Source organism: Pseudothermotoga sp. (assembly GCF_031962025.1).
Classification (GTDB): domain Bacteria; phylum Thermotogota; class Thermotogae; order Thermotogales; family DSM-5069; genus Pseudothermotoga_B.
Window position 1 is genome coordinate 57,900 of the sequence record NZ_JAVRKW010000002.1, and the last position, 22,843, is coordinate 80,742.

Annotated in this window: 23 protein-coding genes and 1 riboswitch; of the genes, 12 read left to right on the plus strand and 11 right to left on the minus strand. The window is 40.4% G+C overall.

Going from position 1 to position 22,843, the window contains the following annotated elements:
- The first annotated feature begins 1 nt into the window (after position 1).
- Positions 2-1,492, plus strand: coding sequence for a TrkH family potassium uptake protein (locus AC4E92_RS02175; protein ID WP_490238952.1), 1,491 nt, complete (start codon positions 2-4; stop codon positions 1,490-1,492).
- Here AC4E92_RS02175 and AC4E92_RS02180 read toward each other — a convergent pair.
- On the minus strand, positions 1,457-3,388 hold the full coding sequence (locus tag AC4E92_RS02180; protein WP_490238953.1) for an outer membrane protein assembly factor BamB family protein: 1,932 nt from the start codon (positions 3,386-3,388) through the stop codon (positions 1,457-1,459). The genes AC4E92_RS02175 and AC4E92_RS02180 overlap by 36 nt on opposite strands.
- Positions 3,389-3,419: 31 nt before the next feature.
- The gene (locus tag AC4E92_RS02185) at positions 3,420-4,562 is read right to left on the minus strand and encodes an MFS transporter (RefSeq protein ID WP_490238954.1); all 1,143 of its coding nucleotides are present in this window, start codon (positions 4,560-4,562) and stop codon (positions 3,420-3,422) included.
- Between the two features lie 127 nt (positions 4,563-4,689).
- Positions 4,690-4,857: riboswitch (cobalamin riboswitch) on the plus strand.
- 57 nt (positions 4,858-4,914) lie between these two features.
- On the opposite strand from AC4E92_RS02185, the gene cobT reads away from it, so the two are divergent.
- Genes cobT through AC4E92_RS02240 form a run of 11 tightly spaced genes read left to right on the plus strand, consistent with a single transcriptional unit; the run spans position 4,915 to position 14,058 of the window.
- Positions 4,915-5,952, plus strand: coding sequence for a nicotinate-nucleotide--dimethylbenzimidazole phosphoribosyltransferase (gene cobT, locus AC4E92_RS02190; protein WP_490238955.1), 1,038 nt, complete (start codon positions 4,915-4,917; stop codon positions 5,950-5,952).
- Entirely contained in the window at positions 5,949-6,455 is a 507-nt protein-coding gene (gene cobU, locus AC4E92_RS02195; protein ID WP_490238956.1) for a bifunctional adenosylcobinamide kinase/adenosylcobinamide-phosphate guanylyltransferase, read from the plus strand. The genes cobT and cobU overlap by 4 nt, the downstream gene beginning before the upstream one ends.
- A 13-nt stretch (positions 6,456-6,468) precedes the next feature.
- Positions 6,469-7,101: a cobamide remodeling phosphodiesterase CbiR gene (gene cbiR / locus AC4E92_RS02200; RefSeq protein ID WP_490238957.1), complete on the plus strand. Its 633-nt coding sequence runs from the start codon at positions 6,469-6,471 to the stop codon at positions 7,099-7,101.
- A 9-nt stretch (positions 7,102-7,110) separates the two neighbouring features.
- Entirely contained in the window at positions 7,111-7,836 is a 726-nt protein-coding gene (locus AC4E92_RS02205; RefSeq protein WP_490238958.1) for an adenosylcobinamide-GDP ribazoletransferase, read from the plus strand.
- Complete coding sequence (cbiB, locus tag AC4E92_RS02210; RefSeq protein WP_490238959.1) at positions 7,836-8,744, plus strand: adenosylcobinamide-phosphate synthase CbiB; 909 nt, start codon at positions 7,836-7,838, stop codon at positions 8,742-8,744. Before AC4E92_RS02205 ends, cbiB begins: the two co-directional genes overlap by 1 nt.
- Complete coding sequence (locus tag AC4E92_RS02215) at positions 8,737-9,765, plus strand: aminotransferase class I/II-fold pyridoxal phosphate-dependent enzyme (protein WP_490238960.1); 1,029 nt, start codon at positions 8,737-8,739, stop codon at positions 9,763-9,765. The genes cbiB and AC4E92_RS02215 overlap by 8 nt, the downstream gene beginning before the upstream one ends.
- A complete protein-coding gene (locus tag AC4E92_RS02220) occupies positions 9,758-11,257 on the plus strand; it encodes a cobyric acid synthase (protein ID WP_490238961.1) in 1,500 nt (499 codons plus the stop codon). Before AC4E92_RS02215 ends, AC4E92_RS02220 begins: the two co-directional genes overlap by 8 nt.
- Positions 11,258-11,287: 30 nt before the next feature.
- Positions 11,288-12,217, plus strand: a complete 930-nt coding sequence (moaA, locus tag AC4E92_RS02225; protein WP_490238962.1) for a GTP 3',8-cyclase MoaA — start codon at positions 11,288-11,290, stop codon at positions 12,215-12,217.
- A 2-nt stretch (positions 12,218-12,219) separates the two neighbouring features.
- Positions 12,220-12,699 (plus strand): cyclic pyranopterin monophosphate synthase MoaC, encoded by a 480-nt coding sequence (gene moaC, locus AC4E92_RS02230; RefSeq protein ID WP_490238963.1) that lies wholly within the window; start codon positions 12,220-12,222, stop codon positions 12,697-12,699.
- Positions 12,680-13,138: an MOSC domain-containing protein gene (locus AC4E92_RS02235; protein ID WP_490238964.1), complete on the plus strand. Its 459-nt coding sequence runs from the start codon at positions 12,680-12,682 to the stop codon at positions 13,136-13,138. Before moaC ends, AC4E92_RS02235 begins: the two co-directional genes overlap by 20 nt.
- Positions 13,139-13,152: 14 nt before the next feature.
- On the plus strand, positions 13,153-14,058 hold the full coding sequence (locus AC4E92_RS02240) for an alpha/beta hydrolase family protein (RefSeq protein WP_490238965.1): 906 nt from the start codon (positions 13,153-13,155) through the stop codon (positions 14,056-14,058).
- Positions 14,059-14,062: 4 nt separating this feature from the next.
- Here AC4E92_RS02240 and AC4E92_RS02245 read toward each other — a convergent pair whose 3' ends face one another.
- The 9 genes from AC4E92_RS02245 to AC4E92_RS02285 form a co-directional block, all read right to left on the minus strand.
- Positions 14,063-14,908 carry a class II fructose-bisphosphate aldolase gene (locus tag AC4E92_RS02245; RefSeq protein ID WP_490238966.1) on the minus strand — a complete coding sequence of 282 codons (846 nt, stop codon included), beginning with the start codon at positions 14,906-14,908 and terminating at the stop codon, positions 14,063-14,065.
- Positions 14,909-14,920: 12 nt separating this feature from the next.
- Complete coding sequence (locus AC4E92_RS02250; RefSeq protein ID WP_490238967.1) at positions 14,921-16,345, minus strand: FGGY-family carbohydrate kinase; 1,425 nt, start codon at positions 16,343-16,345, stop codon at positions 14,921-14,923.
- The gene (locus tag AC4E92_RS02255; protein ID WP_490238968.1) at positions 16,342-17,277 is read right to left on the minus strand and encodes a 1-phosphofructokinase family hexose kinase; all 936 of its coding nucleotides are present in this window, start codon (positions 17,275-17,277) and stop codon (positions 16,342-16,344) included. Before AC4E92_RS02255 ends, AC4E92_RS02250 begins: the two co-directional genes overlap by 4 nt.
- A gap of 8 nt (positions 17,278-17,285) precedes the next feature.
- Positions 17,286-18,254: a sugar-binding transcriptional regulator gene (locus AC4E92_RS02260; RefSeq protein WP_490238969.1), complete on the minus strand. Its 969-nt coding sequence runs from the start codon at positions 18,252-18,254 to the stop codon at positions 17,286-17,288.
- Positions 18,251-19,087 (minus strand): carbohydrate ABC transporter permease, encoded by an 837-nt coding sequence (locus AC4E92_RS02265; protein ID WP_490238970.1) that lies wholly within the window; start codon positions 19,085-19,087, stop codon positions 18,251-18,253. Before AC4E92_RS02265 ends, AC4E92_RS02260 begins: the two co-directional genes overlap by 4 nt.
- A complete protein-coding gene (locus AC4E92_RS02270) occupies positions 19,087-19,941 on the minus strand; it encodes a carbohydrate ABC transporter permease (protein WP_490238971.1) in 855 nt (284 codons plus the stop codon). The genes AC4E92_RS02265 and AC4E92_RS02270 overlap by 1 nt, the downstream gene beginning before the upstream one ends.
- 48 nt (positions 19,942-19,989) lie before the next feature.
- Complete coding sequence (locus tag AC4E92_RS02275) at positions 19,990-21,225, minus strand: ABC transporter substrate-binding protein (RefSeq protein WP_490238972.1); 1,236 nt, start codon at positions 21,223-21,225, stop codon at positions 19,990-19,992.
- Positions 21,226-21,373: 148 nt separating this feature from the next.
- Positions 21,374-22,156: a sensor histidine kinase gene (locus tag AC4E92_RS02280; protein WP_490238973.1), complete on the minus strand. Its 783-nt coding sequence runs from the start codon at positions 22,154-22,156 to the stop codon at positions 21,374-21,376.
- Entirely contained in the window at positions 22,134-22,787 is a 654-nt protein-coding gene (locus tag AC4E92_RS02285) for a response regulator transcription factor (protein ID WP_490238974.1), read from the minus strand. The genes AC4E92_RS02280 and AC4E92_RS02285 overlap by 23 nt, the downstream gene beginning before the upstream one ends.
- Positions 22,788-22,843: the final 56 nt, after the last annotated feature.

The window sequence follows — 22,843 nt, forward strand, 5'->3', positions numbered from 1 at the left end:
AATGCCCTCGTATCTATGGGCAAGTTATGCGGTCATACTCAAAGTTTTGAGCAGTATTTTGGCGCTTTTTTCTTTGATTTTGCTTATTCCTGTGGGTTTTTCTCTTGTGTATCGTGAGTTTTCTGTCATACCCGCTTTTTTGATAAGTTCAGGTCTTTCATTAGTTCTCTATTTTATCTTTCGTATTAAACAGCGTTCAAGAAAGATGGATGTGATAACTTCAAAAGAAGGCGCTGTGATCGTACTTCTTTCATGGCTGCTTGTGATATTTCTGTCAGCAATGCCGTATGTCCTTGCAAAAATTCTCAGTCTTTCCCGAGCCATTTTTGAGGCAACAAGCGGCTGGACAACGACAGGACTTACAGTGATCTACGATGTTGAATCCGCACCAAGGACAATACTTTTCTGGCGCAGTCTCACTCAGTTTCTTGGTGGAGCTGGATTTGCAATTATCGTCATGGGAGCAATAATAGGGCCAACAGGACTTGGACTGTACCAAGCCGAAGGGCGAGTGGATAATATAGTACCGAATATCAGACACTCAGCCAGAATCATCATGATATTTTATGTTGTTTATGCCGGTGCTGGAACAATCGCTCTGAAGATAGCAGGTATGAATCTTTTTGATGCTTTAAACCACTCTTTGACCGCGCTTGCCACAGGTGGATTTTCAACAAAAAACAACAGCATTGGTTTTTTTAACAACGTAGGTGTTGAAATAGTCACAATGATTCTGATGTGGCTTGGAGCAACCGGATTTGGTATTCACTACGCATTCTGGCAGAGAAACTGGCAGGCTTTGAAGAAAAATCCCGAGCCAAAACAGATGGCTTTTCTCACCGCTACTTCGGTTTTAATCCTCACCAGTGCCGGTCTGGGAAGAGTTTTTCCCAACATCTGTGAAGGCTTTAGACACACACTGTTTCAGGTTGTTTCAGCGCTCACCGGTACAGGTTTTTCAACAGTAGATCTGAGAAAATGGCTTGATTTTCCACCTGCAATATTCATCCTGACCGTTCTCATGCTACTCGGTGGTTGCATGGATTCCACTTCAGGTGGTATAAAACAATACAGAATAGCTGTGTTATTGAAGGCACTGGTTCTTTCAGTCAAAAGATTTGTGCTTCCAAGAAATGCAGTGGTGCAGATTGAAATATGGAAAGGCAGTAACAAAAGATACCTGGATGACTCTCTGATTAAAGAAGCTTTTTTGGTGTCGAACCTTTATATTCTTTCTTTTGTAATCGGTTCGGCAGTTTTAACGACGTACGGTTATAGAATCTCTGAATCTATCTTCGAATTCGCCTCGGCACTTGCCGGTGTGGGACTTTCAACTGGAATCACAAGTTATTCGATGCCAGATGGCGTGCTCTGGACTCTGGTAAGCGGTATGTTTCTTGGAAGATTGGAATTTCTGGTGATCATCTATGCGCTCAGTAAGATATTGAGAGACATTTCAATGGCTCTTCAGCGACAAAAAACTGCTGTGTGATTGATCTTTTAAATACATCGCCCATCCTGCCGCCGGTCTGTCATCAACAGAATACAAAATCAACCGGTCATTTGACAGGACATAGACCGTTCCGTCTTTTGACATCACCGGGTGGGCTGTCGGTGACCAGGTAAGTACCTGACTGTCGATTATTCTGAAATTTTGATCGAGCAATATGATCTCTTTTTTCGTAAAGACGATTACCCTGTCTTTTTCAGTGAGAATGATACTGATAGGATCTTCAAATCTTCTTGTTCCAGTAACTTTACCAGACAGATCAATTGAATACACCGTCCCCATCTGGTCAAAACAGAATATCGATCTGCCGTTACTGACAGCGTAATTTACAAGTGAGCTGTCCGCTGAAAACGTCCAGAGCACCTTGGCAGAAGAAAGGTCGACAGCGTACAGCTTTGAATTGTTCACCACAAAGGCATTTTTCTCAGTTAAAGCAATGGCACCCCGTTTGCTGAACTCTAAGTAAACTGTCCAGACTAAATTGCCAGAAAAATCCGTCAATCTCAATATACCAAGCCAATCAAGTGTGAGTATTCCAAAACTCTCATGAACCGCAGCAGGACACACAAGCCAGTTCCCCATGTTGAATCTCCACAGTTCATTTCCAGCAGAATCAAAATGTACGAGTAAACCTTCATCATCTGCGATTACAAATCCCTGAGGTGTGATTGAAGCCGGAAGACTTATGTTTGCACTGGTTTTGAGTCTTGTGATCTTTTCTCCGATTAAATAGACGCTTTTATCCCACGATCCTGTTATCACAGTACCATCTTGCATCAAAACTGGGTCACTTGTGGTGATAAAACAAACCTTCTGCGAAGAAGTTTTCGCGGTATCCAAGTTGAGAGTTATCAACTCGCCGGTCATGGTAGTTGAATAAACATTCCTGTCATAGACAGCACAGGATGTGTTCACAGAAAATGGAAGCTTGTATTCGGCAATTTTCTCGATCTGCTTTCTTTCAGCTTTGGGGATTTCAACTGGCTCAATTTTCTTTTGTTCAGTCGTCTGTGGTTTTGCTGTTATAGACACCGTCTTTGAAAACACCACATTTGAAGAAAAACTCTGCAGTAACTTCATGCTCGAAAACAGAACATTCACAATCCTTATGTTCCCATCCTTTGTGACGGCATAGACATAATCATTGTAAGAACTGATGAATTTTGCATTAACGGCAAGTGTATCCGAGATCTTGAAGGTTTGTAAAGGCACCAATCTGAGAATTCCATTCAAGTCCAGTAAAAGTAAACTGTCTCTGATTTTGATCACCTGACTAAAAACACCATTGAAATTACTCTCTTTTTCATAAACTGGATATCCATCGTTGAATCTCATCATATAAAATCTGTTCTTGGTCCACGCAAAAAGATAATCATCAACAACCTGAATGCCCAAAAATGAGTCCGATCCAGACAGCTCCCAGACTCTGTTCATAGTCTTCGTATAACCCACTATCTTGCCGCTTGAGTGGAGTATGATGATGAAATTTGCGTAAGAATCTACTCTGAGAACCTTTTCAGCAAAGGTATAACTGCGTTGCAAAATCAGGTCTTTTGTGTACATCGACATCCTGTATTCAGAGAAAACATACAGATTGTCTAAAAGCAGTATATCAAAAGCCTTTTCATTCAAAGTGACACTGTTGATTTTTTTGAGAGAAGAATCGTACGATTCTATCTGAGATTGAGACAGAACATAAATCGTATCTGATTGATTGACGGCTTTGATGGGATTATTCACCTGTACAGAAGCCGTCTTTAAAGGCACAAGAGGTATCGAAATATCGTAAAGCTCAAGGCTTGAATCAGTTGCGACCAGCAGGTATTGTCCAAAAGCCATAACCGCCAACAGGGAAAAGAATAGAACGGCTGATCTCATAAGCGCACCTCGAAAACAAATTTCTCTTTGATTATACACGATCATATTTTGTACTCAAAACCATTTTCTTATGCAACGAATAAGTCAAAAGTGCATTCATTAGATAAAACATGGCGCTTATCAAGAGCAGTTTTTTGTAATCGGAGCTGTCATTCACTATATAACCATATAAAAGTGCAGCAACAGCACGTGATGAATTGTTCAAAAGATTACCAATTCCATTTGTTATGGAAAGATACTGCACAGGCAGATTGGAGAAAATAAGGACTGAAAAAATGGGACTGACCATATTCATCAGCATGAATCTAATTATATAAAGCAAACAGAATATAACTGGATTTCTAATAAAGGCTAAAGAAATCATCAATGGAACAACGAAGGTATAACAGAAAAGCAGAACCCTCGTCGATCCAAAACGCTTTTCAAGAGAATGGTTCATCACCCCACCAACTCCAGTTGCCACCTGGGTCAGCGCCATCACAAGACCGATAATAGTCGTTGACATGGCAAAAAGGTCGTTGAGCATGAGATTGCCAAAACTTATGAACAGACCGGCTCCAAAACCAACGAATAGATTGGAGAGCAGGTAATACCACAGGATATCTTTTTGAAGAGAACTGAACTGAATCTTCTCCAGAATCTGCTGATTGGTCGTTGAGAGTTTTTTCACTGTCAAAAAACTCGTGCTGTAGATAATGGCACCCAGTAACATCGTTGATCTTAAACCAACAACATCGCTGATTGCACCGCCAAGCAAATTTCCAAACACTCCCGTGATCATCGAAATAGAGAAATTGGAGCCGAAAAGAACAACCCTGTTCTTTGCAGGAGTCGAAACGATCATTGAAGCTGTTATGATAATCGATATCGCCGAAGATACAGCGCCAGATGCAAAATTCAAAACCACCTGCCACTCTGCACTGAGCAGGAAAATCCTGAGAAACTGAGTCAGCACCTGAACAAGCAGCAAAAACTGTAAAAACCTTTTCTTGTCGACCTTATCGATGAGAAAAGAAAGGAATGTACCAAGAACTGCCGAACCCCACAGTCCAGCCGAAGTAACCTTCCCTATTTCAAGATTGCTCAAACCACTATATCTCAAAAACAAATTGAAAACCACACCGTAGATCTGTCCTGCAAAACTTGTTATGGCCGTGAATATGTAGAAGTACACTATCAAAACACTCCCTGACAGTTGAAATTATACTTTTTATGTGAAGACCTGAAGGTTGCAAAAGAAAAAAATTCATATTGCAACTAAAATTTCCAATATGTTGATTTAAAATATAATACAGAAAAACAATATAGAAAATACTCAGGGTCAAGGGAACACCGGTGAAAATCCGGGACTGCCCAGCAACCGTGAGCAGGGACGAAAGCCACACAATGCCACTGGCTGAACGGCTGGGAAGGCGTGGTCAGTAGGAAGATCTGCGAGTCGGGAGACCTGCCCTGAGTAATCTTGTTCCCGAGAGCTTGGGCTCGATGGGAAATTTCGTTTTTTAAGCACAGAGCGAGGTGAAAAAATGTTTGATCAAGAGTCTTTTAAAAAGTCAATCGTTGAGAGACTGAACAGTTTAACAAAACCAGTTAAAAGCTTGGGGTATCTTGAAGAGATTGCGATAAAAATTGGACTCATCCAAAGAAAGGTTATTCCCGACCTGCCAAAAGACAAAAGAGTCTATGTTTTTGCAGCAGATCATGGTGTTGCTGTGAATGGTGTCTCAGCCTATCCGAAAGAAGTCACATATCAGATGGTACTCAATTTTCTCAACAAAGGAGCGGCTATAAACGTGTTTTCAAAGCATGTGGGGGCAAGTGTTTACGTTGTTGACGCGGGTGTCGATGCAGATTTTGATATACAGGACAGATATTTTATTCGAGCGAAAATCGACTATGGAACAAGAGATTTCACAAAAGGTTCGGCTATGACGGCAGATCAAGCAGAAAAATGCATCGAATACGGTAAAAAAATAGCCAAACAAGCCATTGATGAAGGCGCAGATCTTTTGATTGTAGGTGATATGGGAATAGGAAATACAACTACTGCCTCGGCAATAGCTGTGGCTTTTGGGTTTGATGTCGAAGATATTCTGGATATTGGAACACCTCTCGATGAAAGAGGCTTAAAGATCAAAAAAGAAGCAATTTTAAAAGCCATAGAAAAAAACAGACCGAACAAAAATGATCCACTCGACGTGCTTAAAAAAGTTGGTGGTTTTTGCATCGGACAAATGGCTGGCTTTATCCTTGAAGCAACAGAAAGATCTATCCCGGTGGTAGTAGATGGTTTTCCAACGACGGCAGGTCTTTTGATTGCCTGGAAGATGAAACCACAGGTCAGTGATTATGTTTTTGCCGGGCACAAATCGGCTGTCAGAGGTCACAAAATCCTGCTTGATGCTATGGGATTGAGACCAATACTGGACCTTGATATGAGACTCGGTGAAGGTACAGGCGCTGTGTTATCGGTTCCAATTATCGAAGCAGCGATAAAAATGATCAGAGAAATGGCGACATTCGAAAGCGCTAAGGTTTCCAAAGGAAGTGATCAATCGATATGATCACTCTCATAACAGGTGGAATAAAATCTGGAAAAAGCTCATTTGCTCTAAGGTATATTCTGGGGAAAAACTACAGAAAAAGGGCATTTTTGGCAACAGGAGTTGCCTCTGATGAGGAAATGAAACAAAGAATAGAGAAGCACAGAAAAGAACGTCTGAATCTGTTTGAAACCTTTGAAGAGCCTATAAATGTCCCGGATGTATTGGAAAATATCGACAGCCAGTATGATGTCGTGCTTTTTGAATGTCTCACAACTTATCTTGGAAATCTGTACCATTATCAGTTAGATGCTGAAAAATACCTCGAAAAATTCATCAAAGTAATTCAAAATATGAAGTCAGATATAGTCGTGGTTACGAATGAAGTCGGATGGTCAATCGTACCGGAAAACGAACTCGCTCGAAAATACGCAGAAGAACTTGGAAAAACAAATTCAAAGATTGCCCAAATTGCCGATGAAGTGTATACGGTTATCTGTGGAATAGAGCTTAAAATCAAATGATTGGGTGGAAACGATGTCAAAACAGTTGATCGGGACAACCTCCTGGCTCGTACCAGGTACTTACTATGAAAACGCAAGATTGGTCGCCCAGATAGTGGACTTTGTTGAATTACTCGTCTACACATGGGATGAAAAAACCTTCCAGTTGGTTCATTCTGAAATAGATAAACTCAATTCATTAACAGAGAAATTCGATTTGTTCTACACCGTGCATCTTCCAACCGATAACGCAGAAAATGCCATCTCGGCGTACGATTATTTTTCAAAATCGAAGATGAAAATACTCAATTACGTTCTTCACCCGATGGATGGTGCACAAAACCTGCTGTATAAACACGCAAAACAGATATCACTTGAAAATCTGAAGGAAAAAATAGAATATCACCAGAACATGACATTTGATGTTGGTCATCATATTCTTGGCAAGAAATTTCCAAGAGAATTCGTCAAGAACGTCAAAGAGATTCACCTGATGGGAGTAGCAGAAAACAAAGATCATCTGAGGTTAAATGAAAGGGCACTCAATGAAGTTAAGAATCTTTTCAAGGAAAAAATCAAAGAGGTACCGCTTCTTTGTTTTGAAGTTTTCGACATCAAAGACATGATTGACTCAGTCAACTTTTTTGTTGCAGCATTTGATAAATAATGGGGAGTGATGTATCTGTTCATCGATCTTGTTCTGGCATTATCGTTCATATCACGACTGCCAGTAAGGGTCAGATATCTTGAAGACTTTCAAGATCGGATTAAGAGAATCCCCCGCTACTTCACGCTGATCGGTTATCTTCCAGGAATTGTATATTTCCTGAGCTGTGCTTTTGCTGAAAATACAGTGCTCAGAATCGCAGGTATAGCAATCGGTTTTTATTTTTTCGATCTTTTTCATTTCGACGGTCTTCTTGATATGCTTGATGGGTTTTTGAACCAGTCATCAAAAGAAAAGAGGCTTGAAATAATGTCAAAGGGTGATGTCGGACCATTCGCGGTTTTTTACGGTACGTTATTCGTACTGGCATTTTACGACCTTTTTCGCCTTGTGAAACCCATTGACTTTCTTTTTGCCTCTGTTTTTGGAAGGTACACGATGACAACACTGATAAGCATATCAAAACCAGCCAAGGGCACTGGACTTGGCGCGCTGTTTTTCCCACCAAACAGGGTAAATATACTCGTGTCTGGTACGTTTTTGATTCCATTACTGTTTTTTGGACCGGTGAAATTCGCCCTTTGTGTCGGAATGTCAGTCGCGGCAGCAGTACTGGTAAAAGTTATTTCACACAGGAAGATATCGGGTGTGACAGGTGACGTAATAGGTGGTAGTTGCTTGATAAGCCAGATGTTGATTCTGATGGTTCTTTATCTATCTGAAAAATGGGGGTAGTGAACAAATTGATCACAGCAAAAACGTTAATGTTGATCTTTGCCGTAATCGTCGATATCACGATGGGTGAATATCCATCAATCATTCATCCAGTCGTATACATGGGCAAGATGGGCAAGGTTTTTGACCGATTTGCCAACACGAATATCAAAAACAACCTGCTCAAATTCATATCGGGTGGCTTTGCTGAAGTCGCTGAGATTTTTTTGTGGATTTTTGGAATATTTTTGACGTTCAACCTGCTGCAAGCCGTTGGACACCTGGCTCATTACATTTTTCTTGTGTATCTACTCAAATCGACATTTTCCATCAAAGGACTTTTTGACCACGTTAAGAGATGCTACACCGATAACGAAGAAGAATTGAGAAAATCGGTATCGATGATCGTCAGCAGAAATACAAGCGAACTCGACAAACCCCATCTTTATTCAGCAGCTATTGAAAGCCTGGCAGAAAATATATCAGATAGCATCACTGGCCCGTTATTCTACTATGTTTTATTTGGCTTGATCGGAGCATTCATTTACCGTATAGTCAACACGTACGACGCACTCTTTGGTTACAGAAACGAAAGATACGAATGGTTTGGAAAATTCTGTGCGAGATTTGATGATCTGTTGAATTACATTCCCGCTCGATTGACAGCACTTTTTATTCTGCTGTTTAACCCAAAAGGTGCTCTCAAATATTTGAAAAAATACAGAAAAATAAAGATAAATGCCACATATCCAATGAGTGCATTTGCAGGTGTACTGTCAATTGGACTGGAAAAAATGGGATACTACAAATTTGATGGACCACTTCCGGTGAAAGAAGATGTTAAAACAGCGTTGAAGTTATACAGAAAAGTTGTTTTTATCATCGTTGTCGTCTCAATTATTCTCAGTGAGGTGCTGAAAATTGGATGAAATCAACAGAGTTTTTCATGGTGGTATCAAAGACAGCAGCTTTACAGACTTTTCTATATCAGTGAACCCTATAAGTCCACCATTTGTGGACAAACTCTTTTCCAAACAGGCGATGAAAGTGAACCAGAGATATACTTACATCGAGTGGATTGAAGATAGTTTCAGACAAAGATACGGAGAGGACACTGTGGTTTTAGCCGGTGCAACAGAGGCATTCCAGATCATCGGGTTCACCCTGATGAAAGATTCAGAAGTTGTCATACCAAAACCAAATTACGGTGAATACAGTAGAGTAGCGCATTTTTCGGCAGAAAAGACGCATTTTGTGGATATTCTGGACATCGATGGAAAAAGGTTAGATTACTCCAGATTGTTTGAGTACATTCAAAAGGAAAATAAAAAAAGTCGAAAGATAACGGTGATATTCTCAAATCCGAACAACCCCACCGGGTACTTTGAATCTGATCTTATAAATTACATAAAATCTTTTCAGGCATTTGAGAACATTTTATTCATCGTCGATGAGGTTTTCTTGGATTTCTTGCCAGAAGAAGAAAGAACAGATTTGAGCTTTCTTGAAAATGTCATCTGCGTCAGGACATTCACAAAGTTCTATGGTCTTCCCGGTATTCGCGTTGGTTATGTCAAAACCACCAGATACAGAAAACTCTTTGAAACTTTTCGTGCACCGTGGGCAACAGGTGGGTGTGGTTATCTTTTTTTGAAACTGCTGCTGCAGGAAAGCAGTGAAAACCTCAAGTTATTTGAAAAAAGAACTATTGAATTCATCAAAACAGAAAGGCAAAAGTTTCAAAGATACATCTACTTTCCATCAAAAACGAATTATTTCACAGTTAAAATACCAGACTTGGACGAATTCATGGATAAATTGCACAGGAACAAAATACACATAAGAACACTGCACGATATGGGAATGCCGCAATTTGTAAGAATAGGGATAAAAGATCAAAAGTCAAACGAAAAGCTACTCAAAATTATGGGTGAGGTGCTGAATGCTTAGCAAAACCCTTATGGTAGTTGGCACGATGTCATCTGTTGGGAAAAGTTTTTTAGTTACCGGTCTGTGCAGGATATTTGCAAAAAAAGGTGTTAAAGTTGCTCCGTTCAAAGCCCAAAACATGTCAAACAACGCGGCAGTTTGCAAAAATGGTGGAGAAATCGCAAGAGCACAGTATTTACAGGCACTTGCGTGCAAAACAGAACCACTGGTGGAAATGAATCCCGTTTTGTTAAAACCAGAGAAAGACTCAAGATCTCAAATAGTTGTTCTTGGAAAGGTATGGAACAGTTTAGAAGCTAAAAACTACTACCAGAAAAAACAGGAGCTATGGAATGTGGTTAGAGACTCTCTTGATTTTCTCAGAAAAAGGTACGATCTAATCATCATTGAAGGAGCAGGAAGCCCTGTTGAACTCAATTTGAAACAAAACGACATCGTGAACATGGCGGTTGCAAAGTACGTGAATGCACCAACACTGCTCGTCGGTGATATTGACAGAGGCGGAATTTTTGCACAACTACTTGGAACTTACTGGCTTTTGGAAGAAGATGAAAGAAAACTTGTAAAAGGTTTTGTGGTGAACAAATTCAGAGGCGATATAGAGCTTTTCAAAGACGGGATCACAATACTTGAAAACAGATCCAAGGTCCCCGTCCTGGGAGTGATACCCTATCTGAAAGACCTTCTGCTTCCAGAAGAAGATGGAGCCATAATCGATGAGATAGCCAAAAACAGCGAATTTAAAAAAGACCAGATAGATATATGCGTCATTGCCTACCCACATATATCGAATTTCGATGACTTTGATGCACTGAAAATGGAAAGTGGAGTGAAAGTGAGATTCATAAGATCAATCGAAAACTTCAAAAACCCCGACGTGGTTGTACTTCCAGGTACTAAAAGTACTATCCTGGACCTTCTCTGGATGAGACAGACGGGTTTTGACAAACTGGTACTGGACTACGCCAGTAGTGGAGGAAAAGTAGTTGGTATCTGTGGCGGATATCAGATGCTTGGAAAGAAAATCTACGATGAACTTCACACAGAAAGCGATATTGACCAGGTAGATGGACTTGGATTGCTCGATACAGTGACGCATTTTAAAAAGCAAAAGAGTACATTTCAAATAAAAGCAAAAGTCTTAAACTCTGAATTAGAACTCAAGGTAGAAGAGATCCTGATTGGCTATGAGATCCACTCTGGCATCACCGAAGTTTTGAACGGTAGCTATCTGTTCCAGATAATACAGAGAAATCTTGAGCCGGTTTTCATTTTAGATGGCACCATGAACCAGAAAGGCAATGTCTGGGGCACATATATACACGGAATTTTCAACAACGATGCATTCAGGAGAAACTGGCTGAAAACCCTTGGATGGAAGCACAGTTCAGAAATAGAATATGAAAAGACGATTGAAAATTCCATAGAAAAACTGGCTGATGTGATACAAAAAAGCATCGATATGGATAAATTGATCAAAATGATTCAGTGAAATTGTGTATAATTTTTATGAGGTGTACACATGTTTGACAAATACAACCGCAGGATAGATTATCTGAGATTTTCCATAACTGACAGGTGCAACCATCGATGCTTTTACTGCATGACACCAGATACTAAATTCCTGCCATATGATAGCTTGATGACAATAGATGAAATAAAGATCTTGGCAGATGTGTTCTGTGATCTTGGTATAAAACAAGTTCGAATAACAGGAGGAGAACCGCTACTCAGAGAAGACGTGGTTGGTATAACAAAAAAACTGTCAGAATACTTTCGAGTTTCAATGACCACAAACGGTAGCAAACTCAAAGAATTTGCAAAACCACTCAAAGAAGCAGGATTGGTTTCGGTGAATGTGAGTCTCAACAGTCTGAACCAAGATCGATTTTACCTAATCACAAAAAGTCATCTAAAACCCGTTCTTGAAGGGATAGATGCCGCGATAGAATGCGGATTATTTGTGAAGATAAACACAGTTGTCAATCAGATGAATATGGACGAACTGTGCGATCTGGTTGATTTTTCAACCAAAAAAGGTATTCCCATAAGATTCATCGAGCTGATGCCCGTGGGAAAACAAAATAAAACTATTTTTGAAGATCAGATACTCGAAAAACTCTCAGACTTTGACCTAAAGCCTGTACAGATTAAACTCGGCGTAGGACCTGCAAGATATTTCATCACAAAATACGGTAGCTATGTGGGAATAATATCTGCTTTGAGCAAATCTTTCTGTGAAAACTGCAACAAATTGAGACTTTCCTGTGACGGAAAACTCTATCCGTGTTTGGGATCGACCTATCATGTAGACCTTCTGAAAGCCATCAGATCTGGATTTTCAACTGAACAGGTTGCCGATATGATCAAAGCCGCTGTGGATAAAAAGCCTTTCAGTCATCACATGAAAGATTCACAGGTGAATAACCAGATGAACAAACTGGGGGGATGAAAATGAGCCAGAAATTGACTCATATAGACGAAGATGGAAATCTTCACATGGTCGATATAACCGGCAAAAACGACACAGAAAGAACCGCTGTAGCACACGGTCTGATAAAAATGGATGGTAAAACTCTAAAAGCCATAAGCTCTGGAAACGTGAAAAAAGGCGATGTTCTTACTGCGGCAAAGATCGCAGGCATAATGGCTGCTAAAAAAACATCCGAGCTGATTCCCCTTTGCCACAATATAAACTTAACCAGTGTAGATATGCAATTCAAAGTAAACCATCAAAAGTCTCTAATAGAGATAGTTTCAACTGTCAAGTGCGTTGGAAAAACCGGTGCAGAGATGGAAGCGCTCACCGCTGTGATTGTTGCGGCATTGACGATATACGATATGTGTAAAGCCATGGACAGAAGTATGGTCATAGAACAAATATACCTTGTAGAAAAATCAGGAGGTAAATCCGGTGTCTGGAAAAGAGAATAGATTAGAAGCAAAAGTTGTTTCGGTGAATATTTCAGAAACAAAAGGCGTGAAAAAAACACCTGTAAAAGAAATCGAGTTGATCGAAAATTACGGTGTTAAAAAAGATGCCCATGCCGGAAACTGGTACAGACAGGTGTCGATGCTTTCCACGATCAGTATAGAGAAAGCAAGAAAATGGGGTATAGATGCTGGTTTTGGAGATTTTGCAGAAAACATCACAGTAGAAGGCATAGAGTTGTGGAAACTTCCTGTTGGTACCAGAGTATTTGGAAAAGACGTAGAGCTTGTGGTGACCCAGATAGGTAAAGAGTGCCACGACGGTTGTGCCATAGCAAAGGCAACAGGAAAATGCGTTATGCCAAAAGAAGGCATATTTTTGAAAGTCATAAAAGGGGGAAAAATAAAAGCCGGTGACACTCTTATCTTTGTCATTCCATAGGAAGTGATCTGATCTTGAAAACTACCTCAAAAAAATACAGATTGTTTTTCAAATACATATTGATATCTTTTGCCTTTTTTCTTGTGTTTTTCAATCTCAACCTGTTCTTTTTGATCGTTTTTATAACAAACATACCCCTGATCAGAAAATCGATCTTTGGAAAGTTAGCGCTCGATACAAAAAAACCCCCCTGGTCCAAGGTTGAAACATACCAGTACACACCAAAAAGATTTCTCGACGTATTCTACCCGAAAGGTGAAAAAATAAAGGGTGTAGTGGTCTTTGCCCACGGCGGTGGATGGATCAGTGGTTATAGAAGACAGCCCAATAACATGTCTTGGTACAGATTTCTGGTATCGCAGGGTTTCATAGTAGCAGCAATAGGATACAGTAGAGGCTATATTCAGCAGATAGAAAAATTAGTCGAAGAGCTGACCGACGCGATATTGTTTTTGAAAAAAAAGATTCATGGTCCCGAATTTTGTCTGATGGGTTTATCTGCAGGTGGACACCTTGCGCTTTTGACTGGTTTGAGACATTTCAATCTTGTTGATAAAATAGTAGCATACTACACACCGTGCGATCTTGCGGATATCTGGGAATCTGAATCAATCTTCGCACGTTTTTCTTTAATGGCAACGATCAAAAGATTGCCAAGTAGATCCAAAGAAATCTATGAAAAATATTCTCCGGTGAATTATGTAACATCAACATGTCCCAAAATCCTTTTAGTTCACGGAATGAAAGACTCGGTGGTTCCATACACCAGTTCTGTGAAAATGTTCAAAAAACTCAGAGAAAACGGATGCACAGCAAAATTACTGCTGCATCCCAAGGCTGATCATGGTTTTGAATTCGTGCTGAAAGACCACAGAACAATAGAAATACTGAAAAAAACCATTGAATTTTTGATGATCTGAGCCTTCAAGACTTTTGGTCGCTGTTGAGCAGTTTTATCTTGTGTTTTACCATCTCGGTTACAGCAACAGATGCTTGCTGAAGTAACTTGATCTGGTCTTTGAGCTGCGGTTGTTCCTGCAGTATCTTTCGAATCTCATCAACATAAACTGTTTTCAATACAGTGCCGATATTTATCTTTCCAAATCTCATCCTGCTGATTCTTGTGAGATCTTCATCGGGTACACCGCTTGATCCATGCAGAACCAAAGGTACATCTACAACCTTCTGTATCTGCTCGACCCGCTCAAAGTTTATCTGTGCCTCCTGTTTTTGCATCGCGTGAGCGGTACCCACAGCTACTGCGAGTGCATCAACCTGTGTCTGTTCAAAGAAAGCTCTGGCAATCTCTGGTTCTGTTAAAATCTGGTCAAGCTGTTCGCCTTCTTCTGATTTTCCGACTCTGCCTATTTCTGCTTCGACCGATACACCAAAAGACCTTGCAACCTTCACAACAAATTTCGTGTTCTGAACATTTTCCTCAAAGCTCAAAATCGATCCATCATACATGACAGAAGTAAAGCCGGCTTTCATTGCTTTAAAAATGATGTCCAGATCTGTTGCGTGATCCAAGTGCGATACAACAGGTATCTTTGCGTTTTCGGCAAGTTCATTCATAATACAAGCCGCAACTTTCACACCTAAGTGTTTGATTGCACTGGGTGAAGCCATCAGTATAACGGGCGATCTCATTTGCTCAGCACCTTTGACAATTGCTACCGCATCCTCGTATGTGTGAATGTTAAAGGCTGGCACTGCATAATCTGATTTGTAAGCTTTTTGGACAAGTTCCTTCAATGTAACCAGTGGCATCTGAAATCCTCCTCATCTCAAGAGTCTGCTGTAACCTTCCTTCATTTTTTCATAGAGTTGATCCATTTGCTTACACATCTCAGGATCAGGAGTTACTCTCTGAAAAACCACGTTTTTCTTCAAAGAATCGAGTACTTGTTCATCCTGTGAACCCTTAATCGCCGATATTGCCGCTCCAAGCGCGGTTAGCTCAGTTGTATTCAGATAGTAAAGATCTCTGCACAGCATAGAGGCTTTATATTTCATGAAAAGATCGTTGCTGATCAAGGCTCCACCGACGATTACGGGAAGCTCTCCAACATACCTGTTGAGATTTTCTATGGTTATTCTGCTGGTGTAACATAGATACTGATAAACAGCCTGAAGGATCTCTTCTTGTGTACAATCAACGGGAATCTCAGCGAAATTGATACCCTGGCAACTTTCGCCAACTATATTGTCACCGTTGCTGTAAATGTAGAAATTCGTTTTCTGAGGCATTGTTTTGATTTTTTCGTTTATGACCCTGAATCTCTTAGACGAAACTGTCATACCAAAGGTTCTCAGGACCAACTCGATCAACTTCCCATGGTATCTGACACCGGAGGCAAGATAATACTGACCATCTTTGAAACCTATCCCGACAAGACCACCGTTTTTCATGAAAGGTTCTTTCATGTGCATATTTTCGTCTTTTTCATGGGATATGGCTGTTATCAGAGAAGCTGTTCCCATTGAATCATATATCAGCTCACTTCCATACAATGAAACCAAACCAAAGGTTCCTGTCAGATGATCGTGACCAGCTAAGAATACAGGTACCTTGCCATAATAACCAACAAAACTGCCCGTGTAATCCAATCTCCCCAACTGGTCTTCCAGTATTTCAAAATGACTGATTAAATTTCTGTTCCAGCATCTTTTGTGTACATCAACCATATGACTTCGACAGGCTTGAGTCATATCCCAAACGGCATTTGCTGTTAATCTGTACAGGATATAAGAACACACTGGAAGCCATTTTTCCACCTGATCTGGCTTGACAATGCCATTTTCGTACATGTAGAGTATTTTGTACAGCGAAAAATAATATATGTCCCTTGAGCCAGAAATTTCATAAGGTGCAAGCTCAGCAACGAGTTTTTCGTATTTTTGCTGAATTGTTTTTGTACATGTATCGTACCAGACTATTGGATCATGCAACTTTTTACCTTTCGAAACTGGTACGACCGATTCCCCAAAACTCGTGCAGCTCAAGCCGGCTATGCTGTACTCCTCTTGCAACTGAGAAATAGCCTTCTTAAGACTGTATTCAAGCTTATCAAGGTCAAAGTATTCAACATCATTCAACGTTTTCTTTGGTGTTTTAACCTTTATGATTTTCTCTATGCCGTTTTCACCAACCGCTATGATCTTCGTATTCGTCGTCCCAAGATCTATACCGATATATACTCTCATAACTTTTCCTCCACAATATCCACATTTGAAAGCTGACTTTCCAGATCTTTCAAATCGAAAATCGCAGCACCGTACTTGAGGGTATTTGCCGTGCCACAAGCCGTTGCGAAGGCAAGTTTTTGTTGAATAGGTTTGTTCAAAGACTCAAAGTAGAGATAACCTGCGAAAAATGAATCTCCTGAGCCTACTGAATAATCTGAATGGACAGTTCTGGGTCTTGCGCGAATGATTCTATCATCCGCGAGTGTCACAGATCCATCTTTGCCGTATGTTACACACAGTACTTTTATTCTGTAATTGTTCTTGATATGCCACAGCTCTTTAATATTCAGCTCCTGAAGGTCCAAGGCAATTTTCAACTCATCGGCATTTACCTTTACCATATCAGGCTCAAAATTCAAAAGCTCTTTCAGCCAATCTCCAGATATATCTATCATCAACCTACAGGAATTTTCCCTGGCAAGTTGTGCTATTTTCGACATATCTTTACTTCCAAAACCCCTTGGTGCACTTCCAGAGATCACCAGTGTGCTGTTTTTCTTTAAAACAGATGAGAAAAACTCAAAAAATTTTTCTACTTCGTCTTTTTGCATGACTGGACCAGGTTCGTTGATCATGAGCATCCTCTTTTCATACTCATAAACAACAGCTGTATTTATTCTGTTTTCATCTTTAATCCAGAATTCCAGAGTCTTAATACCATCTTCTTCACATTTTGCGTGGATGATCTTTCCCACATCACCCCCAAGAATATTTATGCAAATATAATCCTCAAAACCAAGTGTGTTAAAAACTCTTGCTATATTCAACCCTTTTCCGTCTACGAGTTTTACGACACGCTCTCCTCTCAACACATTTGGAGTTCTCGGTGGTTTTGAAATAATCACCCAGTGATCATAACATGGATTCAGGTTCAGTATTTGAATGCTCAAGGTTAACACTACCTCCAGTTCTTTTCGGATACGTATTCGATGATATTTCTCGCGGTATTTGTATCCGTTATCAACAAATCTACTAGATTCCCTCTCAACAGACCGACGATGCTTTCTATCTTGTGAAAACCTCCGGCAACGACTATTCTGTGTTTGGCTTTCAGATACTGTTCCATCGTTATGTTGTTGACCTTTTTCATGAAATCAAGGTCATGTATCCTACCATTGATATCAAAATAATGTGTTAAGATATCACCAACTATGCCGAGCTTTTCAAGTCTGTCGAGAACTGAACCATCGAAGACATTTTGGCGGAACAAAGGTGAACGAGAAATGGAATATCCAACACTGCAGATCACAATGTCCAGATTATCCCAGATCGAGTTTATATATCTGAATTCTTCGGTCTTCTGTAGTTGCCCTCTTTGTTCCTGATTATCCATCAAAAATGGAAAATAGACCGGAATCATTCTCGCGCCCAATCTATCTGCAAAGTTCTGGGCTATGAAATTGGAATCGAAATGCTTGTCTGACAACTTGAAAGTTCCACCAGAGAGAGGTAATACATTCCACTTCGGTTTTTCAGTTCTAAAATCAGATGTTGCCAGTGTGAACATCGTTGTACCCCAGCCTATGCCGATGTTCATTGAATCGTTTGGCAGATCAGATAAGTACTCCCAGGCTTTTCTTGCGAGTGATTGTAAAAGCAGTTGATTGTTCGTGTGCCCTGTTGCAAGCAAAAGCTTTTTCAAACCAAATTTCTGCTTGAACAACAAATCATACTCTGATTCCAGTTTCTGTGGAACCTTTGGTGGTACCACTTCAATGCGTACGATCTTTCTCTCAACAGCCATCTTAAGGTATTTACTCACCTGAACTCTGGATACACCGAGCTTTTTTGCTATATCCTTTTGCAACACATTTTTGATGTAATAATCGTATGCCACCTCAAACAACAAATCATCGCTGATTGTCATTCCTTCACCGCCCCGCTCACCAGACCAGAGATGAAATATCTCTGAAGCAATATGAACACGACTAATGGAGGTAATGTGGCAAAAACAGAACCTGCAAACAATGGACCCCAGCGAGTTTGATACTGCCCAACGAAGACGGAGAGAAAAGTCGGTATTGTTTGAAGACTCTTGCTCGTCAACAGCGACATTGAATAGAGTAACTCACTCCATGCAAACAAAAACGCATAGACACCCACTGCGGCTATGCCAGGCAATGTTACGGGGAAAATCACCTTAAAAAATGCCTTTGTTCTGGTACAGCCATCTATCAATGCCGCCTCTTCAAGTGACTTAGGCACGGATAAGAAAAAACTCCTCAAAAAAACAATTGTTATAGGTGTCGTGAATGGAATATAAGCTAAAATAAGGCCAATATGTGTATCGAGCAGCTTTATCCAGTCAAGAAACCTGAATATAGGTACTAAGAAAACAACCATGGGAAACATCTGAAAGATCAAAACACTGACCATCAGTTCACTTTTCCACCTGAACGAGTACCGTGAAAAAGCATAGGCAGGGAATATACCTATCAAAAGTGAAAAAACCATCGTTCCAACACCAACTACTACACTGTTTAGAAAGTAGTTTTTAAAATCCAGACTCGATATCTTTTGATAATGTTCAAGTGTCCAGCTCTTTGGCAGGTATATTATAGGATAACTGTATATTTCTTGATAAGTCTTGAAAGAGGTCAAAACGAGCCATATGAAAGGAAATGCTATGACAAGCGATATGAAAGTCAAAAGGATATATGACACAAATTTCATCGTTTTTTTCTTAGTGCTCCTTTTCATCACGCCGCCACTTCCTTTGACATTCTTCGAGTGAAAAGGTATGCTATCGTGAAAACAATCAAGAACAATATATTTGAAAGCGCGGCGGCTTTGTTGTACTCCAGGAATCTAAGGCTTAACCTGTAGATGTAGGTCACTATGGTTTCAGTTCCATAGTTTGGTCCACCGGCAGTCATCACATAAATGAGGGGAAAATAGTTTATAGTCCAGATGATCGTGAACATAAGGGTCGTAACCAAAACGGGTTTCAATTGAGGTATAGTCACATTCCAAAAACGTCTGTAAGCATTCGCACCGTCTATTTCAGCAGCTTCATAAAGCTCCTGAGGAATTGTCTGAATGCCAGCTATGAAAAACATTCCAGACAGGCAAAAACCCTTCCAGATATTTGCAATGATCACAGCAATCATCGCCATCTTTGGAGTGGCAAGCCACGGAATATAATCTTTCACAAACCCTATTTTCACAAGAATGTCGTTCAGCACACCGTACATATCGTTGTACATCCATTTCCACATTACACCCGTAACTATGTCGAGTGTTGCCCAGGGCAATATCAGAATCACACTTCTGAAAAAAACTTGTCCACGTTTGATTTGAGTCAGCAAAAGAGCCACTGCAAGCCCAAGGGTTATCTGACCTGCAACACTCCCAAAAACCCATACACAGGTATTCAAAACAGATTTGTAGAATACACTGTCTTTGAAAATGGCTACGTAGTTTTGAAGAGTGAACTTTCCATCATCGCTCGAAAAACTCATGACGATATTTGAGATCAACAGGAAAAAGACAAAAGCCACTATGATAAAAACATACGGCATTACCATTCGCAACGCTATTTTTTCTTCTTTCAAAACCTTCACTCCTAACCATGGGCGGGCATAGCCCGCCCTGATTATAGTTTACTTTGCCTGGAGTATTTTGTTGACATTCTCTGCCGCAACTTTTATTGCTTCTTCTGGTGTTAATTCATTCAACAATACTTTTTGCACCATGATCTGGATCTGTTCGGATATTTGAGGATATTGAGGAATGGGTGGTCTTGCAACTGCATATGGGAATGTCTTGAAAATAACCTGCCACTTTGGATCATTTGCAAGTTTTGACTTTGTGCATACATCCATTCTTGTTGGCATGGGTCCACCCTTTTCTTCAACCCACTTCATCCACACGTCAAAGCTCGTCAGATACTCAGCGAGTTTCCAGGCATCCTCCTTGTTCGGGCTCGATTTCGGTATGACCAGAGCCCAGCCACCGAGCACACTTGCAGGCTGTGAATCATACGGATGGAGTGCAACAGAGTATTTCCCAACTATATTTGGATTAGCGGCTTCAATCAATGGGAATGACCATGGACCTCCTATTGACATTGCAACTCTGTTCTGAGCCATCATGTTTCTGTAATCATCTTCATGATACTGAACGGCATTTGGGCTAACACCATATTTTTTTGCCAGATCCGTGTAAAATTTCAAAGCTTTGAGCCCCTCAGGTGTGTTGAAAGCCGCTTTTGAGTAGTCATCTGTCAAAAGCTTTCCACCGGCTGCATACAGGAACATCATATAACCAAGTGTTGTGTGCTCAGTTTTTGTACCGCTTACACCGTATCCGTAAATTCTGTTTTTCGCATCGGTAATCTTTTGAGCGGCTGCTAAGAGCTCATCCCAGGTCTTTGGCGGGTTGTTTGGATCAAGACCGGCTTGCTCAAACATTGTTTTGTTGTAGAGCAAAAGTCTGCAATCGGTGTACCATGGAAGACCATATCTGACACCTTTGTAAGTGACTGTAGGCCAGAGATTGGGCCATATTTGTGGGGTACCTTCCCAGTTTTTGATCTGTTCTTCCATTGGTTCAAGCCAGCCTTTTTCCGCGAAAGTTGGAACCCATCCACCCAAATCTGCAAAGGCAAGATCTGGTCCCTTACCTGCTTGAAGAGCTGTCACGAGTTTGTCGTAATAAGTGTCAAAACCAAAGAGCTGTACTTCGACCTTAATTCCATACTTTTGCTCAAATCCCTTAATGACTGAATTCCATGTTTCATCCAGTTCCGCAACCTGTCCACCGATCCAGATCGTTAATGTTTTTCCAAAGCTCAGTACTGTTAACAAAACCAATACAGCCAAAACTACCTTCTTCACAAAAATCCCTCCCTTTTTGGTTACATAAGTAACTTACTTATGTAACCAGCAAAACTAATATAACACTTTCTTCAAGCAGGTTCAAGAAAAACAGGAAGGTGAAAACAAAAGAAAAAAAGAGCAACAAAAAGAATAATGCAGAAAATTTTCACTCACCAGTCACAGACGATGAATAAGATGGAATTTCCAGAAAAACCTTTGTCCCAATCCCCAGCACCGAATGAATTGCCCAGGAAATCGAGAGTTTTCTGAGAATGTGCTTGACAATCGCAAGTCCAAGACCTGCACCTGAATAACTCCTTGCATTACTTGCCCTGTAAAAGCGAGATGTGATGTTCTTGAGATCTTCTTGCGGTATACCAACACCATGATCCTGAATCACCAACAAGCCCTTTTGCGAAAATATTTCAATGGCACCGCCTTCTTTTGAGTATTTTATCGCGTTCGACACCAAGTTTCTGATGACTATCTTGAAAGCCTCTGGATCGGCTTCAATGGATTTATTCGTTTTTATCTCAACAGATAGACCCTTTTGCTCTATTTTTTCCTCATATTCCACCAGTATCTCACGCAGCAGTTTTTTAAGACTCAATCTCTGGTTGTGTGGAATGTACTCATGCTGTTCCAGTTTTGAGAGCAAAACCAGCTGTTCAATGATCCTCTGCATTTTTTTAAGATGTCTTTCCATTTTCAAAAGACTTTCCTGGACATACTCACCTTCTTTTGCAATTTCCAAAAGCCCAAGCATCGCAGTGATGGGCGTGAAAAGTTCATGAGCCACCGCATTTACAAAAAAGGTTTTAGAGTCACTCAGTACCTGCTCTTTTGATGAAACATCTCCTTGATCAGGGTAGAAAAGTATTCGATCTGGTTTTAAGAGAATCAGAGGCTTACAATTGTTTATCACTTCATCCCAGTTTGTATCCAACACCGTGAACAGTCACCAACCTTTCTTTTCCCAATTTTTTTCTGAGCATACTCATATAAACATCAACAATCCTTTCAGTTCTATCTTCTTGCTGCCAGACCGCATCGAGTATTTCACTGCGAGTAAAGACCTTTTTTGGATTTTCGAAAAGCAAAAGCAAGATCTCGAATTCCTTTGCAGACAGTTTTATTTCCTCGTCGTTTATCAGCAAAACTCTTTCATGAACCAGAAGTTTCATATCTTTGTGTGTTATTTCTCGTTCTGCAAACATGTTCTTCCTTCTAAACATTGCACGGACTCGGGCAACAAGTTCACGCGGATGGAATGGTTTGGTCACGTAATCATCTGCTCCCATCTCAAGACCAAGAATTTTGTTCTTGTCTTCTCTTATTGCCGTCAGCACTATTATGAATGTCTTTGGGCACGACACACGAATAGTTGGTATTTCTTCCATTGCATCTCCATCCGGAAGCATCAAATCGAGAATTATCAGATCGAAACATGTTTTCTCCAGTTCGTTGTACATCTGCTCGATTGAAAAGGCAGTCCTGACCTGGTGAGAATCCATCTTTAAATACCTGCAGATGACATCACTTACATCCTGCTCATCTTCCACAACCAGTATTGAAGGCATAAAATCCCTCCATTTGAATCATGCCACAGCGGTATTAAAAAAATTTGATATTTTTT

Excerpts from the sequence above, each read along its gene's own strand:
- AC4E92_RS02175 (WP_490238952.1), top strand. The coding sequence starts at position 2 with ATGCCCTCGTATCTATGGGCAAGTTATGCGGTCATACTCAAAGTTTTG.
- AC4E92_RS02250 (WP_490238967.1), bottom strand. The coding sequence starts at position 16,345 with ATGAGAGTATATATCGGTATAGATCTTGGGACGACGAATACGAAGATC.
- AC4E92_RS02285 (WP_490238974.1), bottom strand. The coding sequence starts at position 22,787 with ATGCCTTCAATACTGGTTGTGGAAGATGAGCAGGATGTAAGTGATGTC.
- AC4E92_RS02265 (WP_490238970.1), bottom strand. The coding sequence starts at position 19,087 with ATGAAAAGGAGCACTAAGAAAAAAACGATGAAATTTGTGTCATATATC.
- moaC (WP_490238963.1), top strand. The coding sequence starts at position 12,220 with ATGAGCCAGAAATTGACTCATATAGACGAAGATGGAAATCTTCACATG.
- cobT (WP_490238955.1), top strand. The coding sequence starts at position 4,915 with ATGTTTGATCAAGAGTCTTTTAAAAAGTCAATCGTTGAGAGACTGAAC.
- AC4E92_RS02220 (WP_490238961.1), top strand. The coding sequence starts at position 9,758 with ATGCTTAGCAAAACCCTTATGGTAGTTGGCACGATGTCATCTGTTGGG.
- AC4E92_RS02180 (WP_490238953.1), bottom strand. The coding sequence starts at position 3,388 with ATGAGATCAGCCGTTCTATTCTTTTCCCTGTTGGCGGTTATGGCTTTT.
- AC4E92_RS02205 (WP_490238958.1), top strand. The coding sequence starts at position 7,111 with ATGTATCTGTTCATCGATCTTGTTCTGGCATTATCGTTCATATCACGA.
- moaA (WP_490238962.1), top strand. The coding sequence starts at position 11,288 with ATGTTTGACAAATACAACCGCAGGATAGATTATCTGAGATTTTCCATA.
- AC4E92_RS02245 (WP_490238966.1), bottom strand. The coding sequence starts at position 14,908 with ATGCCACTGGTTACATTGAAGGAACTTGTCCAAAAAGCTTACAAATCA.
- cbiR (WP_490238957.1), top strand. The coding sequence starts at position 6,469 with ATGTCAAAACAGTTGATCGGGACAACCTCCTGGCTCGTACCAGGTACT.
- cobU (WP_490238956.1), top strand. The coding sequence starts at position 5,949 with ATGATCACTCTCATAACAGGTGGAATAAAATCTGGAAAAAGCTCATTT.
- AC4E92_RS02260 (WP_490238969.1), bottom strand. The coding sequence starts at position 18,254 with ATGACAATCAGCGATGATTTGTTGTTTGAGGTGGCATACGATTATTAC.